This window comes from Sphingomonas sp. (assembly GCF_013816785.1).
Taxonomy (GTDB): Bacteria; Pseudomonadota; Alphaproteobacteria; order Sphingomonadales; family Sphingomonadaceae; genus Sphingomicrobium.
The window spans coordinates 3539-11172 of record NZ_JACDDV010000063.1 but is presented as its reverse complement, the minus strand read 5'-3'; the positions used below and the strand labels follow the sequence as shown (position 1 = coordinate 11172).

Genomic DNA, 7634 nt, shown 5'->3' with positions numbered 1-7634 from the left:
GCGGCGACGATGATCTGGCCATGCGCCGCCTCGGCGACCAGCGCGACCCTGGCGTCAGGCGAAGCGTCGCCCGCGAGCTTGGCCCAGCGTTCGATCGCCAGCTCCGGCAGCCAGATCGACAGGATCCGCCGGCTCATCGCTGACGCTCCATCGCCCCGGCACAAATCCCCGCGCGCGAAACAGCTCGGCTTGCCACGCCGCCGCGCCCGGCGCTTTGGGGTCGAGCGGATGCGGCAAGCTCGGGCCGCTCGCCACCCGCCAGCGCATCCGCGCCCCGCTCAAATTGGCGGTTCCACCCAGCCGCAGCAGCCACGCCGCCACCCCATGCGCCTCGGCGGCCACCGCCAGCCGCCGCGTCGCGGTGAAGTCGAGCGCCGCCGGATCGCCCCACAGCTCGCCGATGACCGCGCCTAGCGCCGAACATCGAAGGCCCTCCTCCATCGCCCACAAGGCGGCGCGGGCGTCACGCGCCTCGACGTGGATGAGGTCGCTGACGGGCAGCCCCGGCGGGTAAATCCGACCGCCCTCGAGGATCGCCATCCGCTCCTGCACCCACAGCCACGGTTTTTCGCGCGGCAGTTGGCTGAGCAAAAACCCGGTCGCCCCGCCATCGCGCGGGGAAGCGGCGAACAGCTCGCTGAGCGTCGGCCGGTCGGGCACGGGAAGTTCGCCGGGCAAGCGCCACCGCTCGCCTGCTTCCATAGGAAGGGGCTGTTCAAAGGCCACGCGTTTTCCAACGCTGGCCACCAGGGAAAGACCTGCCGCCACACGACTCGCAACTTATTGTTCTGCTTTTGTTCTTATCGCCTGGCGCCTGTGCTGGAGTCAAGGCGGGTAGTTCCTCCCCGCGAGCTGCGCTCGCAGGGGAAGAATTATTTCTCCACCTCTTCTAAAAACACCCGGATCTCTTGCACCACCCGGCTCAGCGCGGGGCGATGGACGGCGAAGCCCATGTGGCGGGTGTCGATCTCGACCGATTTGTCGACCTCACCCGCTTGCCCACGCGCCGCGCTCGGCGCGACGATCCCGTCCTTGCGCGACCACAGCGCCAGCGTCGGCACCGGCGGCTTAGCGTTGAACCGCTCGAACGGCGGCTGGTTGACGTCGTGCCCCGCGACCCATTCGTACAGTTCGCGGACGTTGGTATTGGTCTTGAGGTCGCCCGAAAAGGGCGATCCCAGCGTCACCACGCCGCGGATCATCTGGGGGTAGCGGCACGCCAGTTCGCGCGCGAATATCCCGCCCAGGCTCCATCCCACCACCAGGATCGGTCGCCCGTCGTAAATCCCCTCGAGCCGCCCGACAAGCGCCTCCATCATGTCCTTCTTGGCGCCGCGGTTGGTGCCCAGCAGCCATGGGTGCGCGCGCCATCCGGCCCGGGCCAAGGCACGGCGTAGATCCATCGTCGTCCGGTCGCTGGCGAGAAAGCCAGGGATGACCAGCACCGGCGGCCCGTTCTCCGGCCCGCGCGGCCCCAGCGGTCCCAATCCGGCGAGCAGCCGCGGTATATGCCAGGCGACTTCGCTCCACCCGAACCAGGCCGACGGCGGCAGGTCGTCGGGCGACACCTCGTCCCTGCCCGTCGCCGGGCCGAGGGGTGCGGGGGTGGGTTCCCACTTCATGTCCATGAAAATGGGGCGTTTTCGTTGCCGGAACAAGAATCGGTGCGGGTCAGGGGGCGCTTTTCAGAAAACTGTCGATTTCGCGCACCACTGCCTTGGCGGTCCGCCGCGACACGCCGAACGCCATATGGCCGCACTCAAACTCAACCGCCTTGTCGCTTTCATGGGCCAGGCCGCGCGCTGCACGCGGGGAGACAATCCCGTCCTGCCGCGACCAGATCGCCAGCGTCGGCACCGGCGGCTTGTCCGGGTGGTGTTCGATCGGAGGGGCGTCGACCGGATGGCCCGCGATCCATTCGTAGAGCCGCCAGACATTGTTCGAGTGCGGGTCGCCGCTGAACGGCGAACCCAGCGTCACCACCGCCTTCACCCGCTCCGGATGAGCCCGCGCCATCTCGCGGGCGAACACCCCGCCCAGGCTCCATCCGACCAGCAGCACCGGCGCGTCAGGCGCAATCGCATCGATCCGTTGCTTCAATCGCTCGACCGTGTCGCTGCGCGCGCCCATGTTCCAGCCTTGGTCCCACGGGTGCACCCGCCACCCGCCCTCGGCCAGCGCGCGGCGCAGTTCCATGGTCGTGCGGTCGTTGGCGATGAAGCCGGGAATGACCAGCGCCGGCGAACCGCCCTCCGGCCCGCGCGGGCCCAGATGCCCGACCCCGCGCCACACCCGCGAGGCGAGCCACGCCGCCTCGCTCATCCGCCGCCAGCTCGGCGGGGGCAGTTCGTCCCGGTCAGAGATATTCATCCCCGCCCATCAGCGGCCGGATCGCTTCGGGCAACCGCACCCGCCCGTCTTCGGTCTGAAGATTTTCGAGCAGCGGCACAAGGATGCGTGGGGACGCCAGCGCGGTGTTGTTGAGCGTGTGCGCGAACCGCACCTTGCCGTCGGCGTCGCGGTAGCGAAGGTTGGCCCGCCGCGCCTGCCAATCGTGCAAGGTCGAGCAGCTGTGGGTCTCGCGATACTTCTCCAGGCTCGGCACCCAGCTTTCGATGTCGTTCATGCGAAACTTGCCCAGGCCCATGTCGCCGGTCGACGTCTCAACCACCTGATAGGGGATTTCCATCAGCGTCAGCAGTTGCTCGGCGATGCCCAGCAGCTTCGCATGCCATTCGGCCGACACCGCATCGTCCGCCTCGCAAATGACATAGGCTTCGACCTTCAAAAACTGGTGGACGCGCAGCAACCCGCGCACGTCGCGTCCGGCGCTGCCGGCCTCGCGGCGGAAACAGGGCGACAGGCCGGCGTAGAGGATCGGTAGCTTGGCGCCGTCCAATATTTCGCCCGAATGAAGCGAAGTCAGCGCGACCTCGGCGGTCCCGGCGAGCCAGGCGTCGTCATTGGGCAGTTCGTAAGTCTCTTCGCGATGACCCGGAAACTGACCCTGGTTCAAAAACGCCTGTTCGCGCACGATCGCCGGCACCGTGATCGGCGTGAAGCCTGCGCCCGCGACCTGTTCCAGCGCCCAGCCCATCAGCTTGGTCTCGAGCAGGGCCAGCCGCCCTTTCAGGCAATAGGTCCGGCTGCCCGACACCTGGACGATCCGCGACAAGTCGGCCCAATCGTTCTTTTCGATCAGCGCGACATGGTCGATCGGGTCGAAATCAAACCGCGGCCTTTTGCCTTCGGTACGGACGACGACATTGCTGTCCTCGTCGGGTCCGACCGGCGCGCCTTCCCACGGAATGCCTGGCAGCCGCAGCAGCAAATCCTTAAGCGCCGCCTCCTTCGCGGCCAGACCGCCTTCCAGCTCGCCCGCCTTGGCCCCCGCCGCCTTTGCCTCCGCGCCCAGCGTCGCGCGCTCCTCGGGTGAGGCGTCCTTGAACCGCGCGCTGATCGCGTTGCGGCTGGCGCGCAGCGTCTCGATCTCGGTCTTCGCCGCCCGCACCTCGCCGTCGAGCGTCAGCACTGCCTCGAGGTCGACGGCCACCCCCTTGTCGCGGATCGCCCGCTCAACCTCGGCCCGGTTGGCCTTGATGAAATCGATGCTCAACATGGTGCGGCACCTGCGACAAAGCGCTTGTGCTGGCAAGCGCAGCCTTGGCCCCTCCCCTTGATGGGGAGGGGTTGGGGTGGGGTGATGTCTCCGGAAAGGGCGCGCACTTCATTGGCGTCACCCCCACCCCGCCTCCCCCATCAAGGGGGAGGAGCAACCTCACTGCTTGATCCGCGTCACCTGGATATGCGCCACGCGCCATTTCCTGCCCACCCTGACGAACGTGTCGGCATAGCGGATGCGACTGCAGAAACGCTCGCCGCCCGACGTCCCGCATAAATTCACCTCGGCCCCCACCACACCCGCGTCGCCGCCCAGCATGGTTACCGTCCGGTCGATCAGCTTGAGCGGATCGAAGCGGTCGCCCGGCGCGGTCCAGCCGGCGACGAAGTCGTTTTTGCCGAGGCGTTTCCCCGAGCCCTCGATGTAGACGAGATCGTCACGCAGCGCCCGCGCGATTCGCGGCCCGTCCTTGGCGATCTGCGCGGCGTCGAACGCGTCGGCGGCGGCAATCAGTGAGGCGTGATCGCTCGAAGGCGAAGCGACGGCGGGCGATGCGGCGATCCCGATCGCGGCGAGGAGAAATGCTGTTTTCATTCCTGCTTTCCTACCGATCTTCGGGGCGCTGGCAAGCGTGCTCGCCTTTGGCTAGGCAGGGCGCCTCAACAGGGGGAATCCATGCCGTCCGGCCTCATAGCGCTGCTCGACGATGTCGCGATGATCGCCAAGCTCGCCTCGGCCAGCCTCGACGACGTCGTCGGCGCGACCGCCAAGGCCGGGTCCAAGGCGGTTGGGGTGGTGATCGACGATACCGCGGTGACCCCGCGCTACGTCCACGGCCTGAGCCCTGACCGCGAGCTGCCGATCATCTGGAAGATCACGCTCGGCTCCCTGCGCAACAAATTGCTGATCCTGCTACCCGCAGCGCTGCTGTTGTCGGCCTTCGCGCCGTTCCTGGTTACCCCGCTGCTGATGATCGGCGGTTCCTATCTGGCGTTCGAGGCGACCGAGAAAATCCTCGAGGTGGTGCTCGGCGATCATCATGCCGAAGCTGAGCTGGCCGAGGCGGACACACCGGACGAGCTCGAAAAGCGCCAGGTCGCGGGCGCGGTCCGTACCGACTTCATCCTGTCGGCCGAAATCATGGCGATCGCCCTGGCCGAGCTCGGCGATCTCTCGATCGGGCAGCAGGCCGCCGCGCTCGCGCTGGTTGCGGTCGCGATCACCGCCGGCGTTTATGGCGTCGTCGCGATCATCGTAAAACTGGATGACATCGGCCTGCACATGGCCGAACGGCGCGGAGGCGCGACCCGGGCGATCGGCCGCTTCCTCGTCCGCATGGTGCCCAAGCTTCTGAAATCGCTCGCGGCCATCGGCACCGCGGCGATGCTGTGGGTCGGCGGCGGCATATTGCTCCACGGCATCGAGGAATTGGGGTTCGAGGCCGTGCCCCACGCCATCCACGACCTCGCCGACGAGATTTCGCGCGACTTCGGCTATTTCGACGCGGTCGTCGCCTGGTTCGCGGGGGCCATCGCCGCCTCGGTCCTCGGCCTGGTCATCGGCGGGGCGATCGTCATCGTCGTGCGGCAGTTCACCAGCCATCCCGAAAAATATGTGGTCGATGCCCAATGAACGCCGCGCTGGTGTTTCTCGGCGGCGGATTGGGCGCGGTGTTGCGTTGGCTCGTCGGCCGCGCCTCGCTCCTGCTATGGGGCGCCACCTTCCCATGGGGCACGTTGATTGTGAACGTCGTCGGCAGCTTCGCCATCGGGCTTTTTGTGGGTCTGTTCGCCGCGTTCGAGAACGGCCAGCCGATGCGCCTGCTCCTCGTTACCGGGCTGCTCGGCGGCTTTACCACTTTCTCCGCCTTCAGCCTCGACGCGCTGACCTTGTGGCAGCGCGGCCAGCCAGCCCTTGCCGCCGCCTATGTGTTGGGCAGCGTCGTTGTAAGCCTCGCCGCCATCGCCGCCGGACTGGCCCTCACTCGATAACGGCCCCTTGATCGGTTGCACGTCGCTACCTATCTCGCCATCCGCGACGCGAAGGAGCCGCAAGCATGACCGATTATACCCCGCCCAAAGTGTGGACCTGGAACAAGCCCAGCGGCGGCCAGTTCGCCAACATCAACCGCCCCACGGCCGGCGCGAGGCACGAAAAAGAGCTTCCGGTCGGCGACCATCCGCTCCAACTCTATTCGCTCGGCACCCCCAACGGGGTCAAAGTCTCGATCATGCTCGAGGAATTGCTCGCCGCGGGCCACGCGGGCGCCGAATATGACGCCTGGCTGATCGACATCTCCGAGGGCGACCAGTTTGGCAGCGGCTTCGTCGCGCTCAACCCCAACAGCAAAATCCCCGCCCTGCTCGACCGCAGCGACCCCGCTCGCCCGCAGCGCCTGTTCGAAAGCGGCGCCATCCTGCTCTACCTCGCCGAGAAGTTCGGCGCCTTCTTGCCCACCGATCCCGCCGCCCGCACCGCGGCGCTCGGCTGGCTGTTCTGGCAGATGGGCAGCGCCCCGTTCCTCGGCGGTGGCTTCGGCCATTTCTACGCCTACGCCCCCGAAAAATATGAATATCCGATCGACCGCTACGCGATGGAAGTGAAGCGCCAGTACGACGTTCTCGACCGCCATCTGGCCGACAACCCCTATATGGCCGGCAGCGATTACAGCATCGCCGACATGGCGATCTGGCCGTGGTACGGCGCGGTGGCGCTCGGCCAGGCTTATGGCGACGCCGCCACCTTCCTCGGCCTTGCCGATTACAAGCATTTCCGCGGCTGGGTCGACCGCATCGCCGCCCGCCCCGCCGTCCAGCGCGGCCGCCGCGTCAACCGCAAACCGACCGAGGACAACCCGGATTTCGTCCCCGAACGCCACTCCGCCGCGGATCTGGACTAAGGGCGGCGTGGACTATGGCCATCAGCGCCTGGCACAGACGCCGCGGGCAGTTCGACGGCAATTCTGAACTGGGTGTAATGGGGGCCGAGGCGAACCGATGCCTAGGCGTATTTCTTCAGTCGGTAATGGAGGTAGTTGTCGTCAAACCCGGCGATCGCGGCAAGCTTTGAGATATTCGCGATGGTAATCATTCCTGGACCCAACTCGAGTGCCTTGGCCGCGCGTAGCCTCTTGATCACCCGGTTGGTGTGGACCGGAGTCAATCCGACGGCATCGGCAAGCACAATCTGAGAAAACGGCATGATGCAGCTATGTTCGTCGCCCAGCCCCATGTGATGCATTCGAAAATAAAGCTCGCAAAGGAGATGGGCGACGCGTTCGACGCTCGTCCGCCGGCCCATGCTTACGATTGTTGCCCGCAACACTCCGCCGTCAACCAGTTGCGTCCACCAAAACGCCTTGCTCAAGCTTGGCCGGGAGTCGATTAACCGTTCGATTTCCGGCCGAGGGATGAAGGCAATCCTGGCCGGGGTCAGGGTTGCGATACTGTGGTCCATCTCCGCCAGGATCCCGACGTGCAAGTCGCAAAAATCCCCGGGCATCATGAACGCGATGATCTGGCGGGCGCCGTCCGGAAGCAATTTATAACGGCAAGCCCATCCCTCCAGCACGACGAATAGCGGGCCGGGCGCATCTCCTTCCCTGATCAGGTCATGAGCTGCTGGCAGGTTGCGGGCGTTGTGGCACAAGTCGCAAAGCGACTGGATATCCATATCGGAAAGCGGTGCATAACCGCGGAGTTTTTCAATAAGGGCGTTAGTCAAACTGACCCCCCATCGCAGCGACTCGTCCCGCATTGGCGAGCCGACTCATTATCATTGCGAATAAACCAGTGTTATCGCGTCAGTGCAAATTCTTCTGTAACAAGATGCCATCGATGGCAATATTTTCCAGGCGCCATCGGCCGGGAGTATGATTGCTCCCCCCTGCAGCTCACAGGTGGCATCTATGGCCCAAAAAACCTTTGATAATGATGACGTCGTGGTGCCCCTGGTTCTTGAGCCCGATGCCCATGGCCAGGCAGCTCTCATGTTGGCGGAAAGCATATTGCAC

At 65.7% G+C, this 7634-nt stretch carries 9 protein-coding genes; 3 read left to right on the top strand and 6 right to left on the bottom strand.

Annotated elements, in window-relative coordinates:
• Positions 1 to 54: 54 nt before the first annotated feature.
• The 5 genes from H0W65_RS11060 to H0W65_RS11040 all read right to left on the bottom strand — a co-directional run bounded on the left by H0W65_RS11060 (position 55) and on the right by H0W65_RS11040 (position 4216).
• Complete coding sequence (locus H0W65_RS11060) at positions 55 to 702, bottom strand: hypothetical protein (RefSeq protein ID WP_294007596.1); 648 nt, start codon at positions 700 to 702, stop codon at positions 55 to 57.
• Positions 703 to 872: 170 nt separating this feature from the next.
• Complete coding sequence (locus H0W65_RS11055) at positions 873 to 1622, bottom strand: alpha/beta hydrolase (RefSeq protein ID WP_294007594.1); 750 nt, start codon at positions 1620 to 1622, stop codon at positions 873 to 875.
• 49 nt (positions 1623 to 1671) lie between these two features.
• Positions 1672 to 2370 (bottom strand): alpha/beta fold hydrolase, encoded by a 699-nt coding sequence (locus H0W65_RS11050; protein ID WP_294007592.1) that lies wholly within the window; start codon positions 2368 to 2370, stop codon positions 1672 to 1674.
• Positions 2357 to 3619, bottom strand: a complete 1263-nt coding sequence (serS, locus tag H0W65_RS11045) for a serine--tRNA ligase (RefSeq protein WP_294007590.1) — start codon at positions 3617 to 3619, stop codon at positions 2357 to 2359. Before serS ends, H0W65_RS11050 begins: the two co-directional genes overlap by 14 nt.
• Positions 3620 to 3778: 159 nt before the next feature.
• On the bottom strand, positions 3779 to 4216 hold the full coding sequence (locus tag H0W65_RS11040) for a nuclear transport factor 2 family protein (RefSeq protein ID WP_294007588.1): 438 nt from the start codon (positions 4214 to 4216) through the stop codon (positions 3779 to 3781).
• Positions 4217 to 4297: 81 nt separating this feature from the next.
• Between H0W65_RS11040 and H0W65_RS11035 the strand changes: the two genes are divergently transcribed.
• The 3 genes from H0W65_RS11035 to yghU all read left to right on the top strand — a co-directional run bounded on the left by H0W65_RS11035 (position 4298) and on the right by yghU (position 6521).
• The gene (locus H0W65_RS11035; protein WP_294007586.1) at positions 4298 to 5254 is read left to right on the top strand and encodes a DUF808 domain-containing protein; all 957 of its coding nucleotides are present in this window, start codon (positions 4298 to 4300) and stop codon (positions 5252 to 5254) included.
• On the top strand, positions 5251 to 5613 hold the full coding sequence (crcB, locus tag H0W65_RS11030; protein WP_294007584.1) for a fluoride efflux transporter CrcB: 363 nt from the start codon (positions 5251 to 5253) through the stop codon (positions 5611 to 5613). Before H0W65_RS11035 ends, crcB begins: the two co-directional genes overlap by 4 nt.
• 65 nt (positions 5614 to 5678) lie before the next feature.
• Positions 5679 to 6521, top strand: coding sequence for a glutathione-dependent disulfide-bond oxidoreductase (gene yghU / locus H0W65_RS11025; RefSeq protein ID WP_294007582.1), 843 nt, complete (start codon positions 5679 to 5681; stop codon positions 6519 to 6521).
• A 101-nt stretch (positions 6522 to 6622) separates the two neighbouring features.
• On the opposite strand, the gene H0W65_RS11020 is transcribed toward yghU, so the two are convergent.
• Positions 6623 to 7294, bottom strand: coding sequence for a Crp/Fnr family transcriptional regulator (locus H0W65_RS11020; RefSeq protein WP_294007581.1), 672 nt, complete (start codon positions 7292 to 7294; stop codon positions 6623 to 6625).
• Positions 7295 to 7634: the final 340 nt, after the last annotated feature.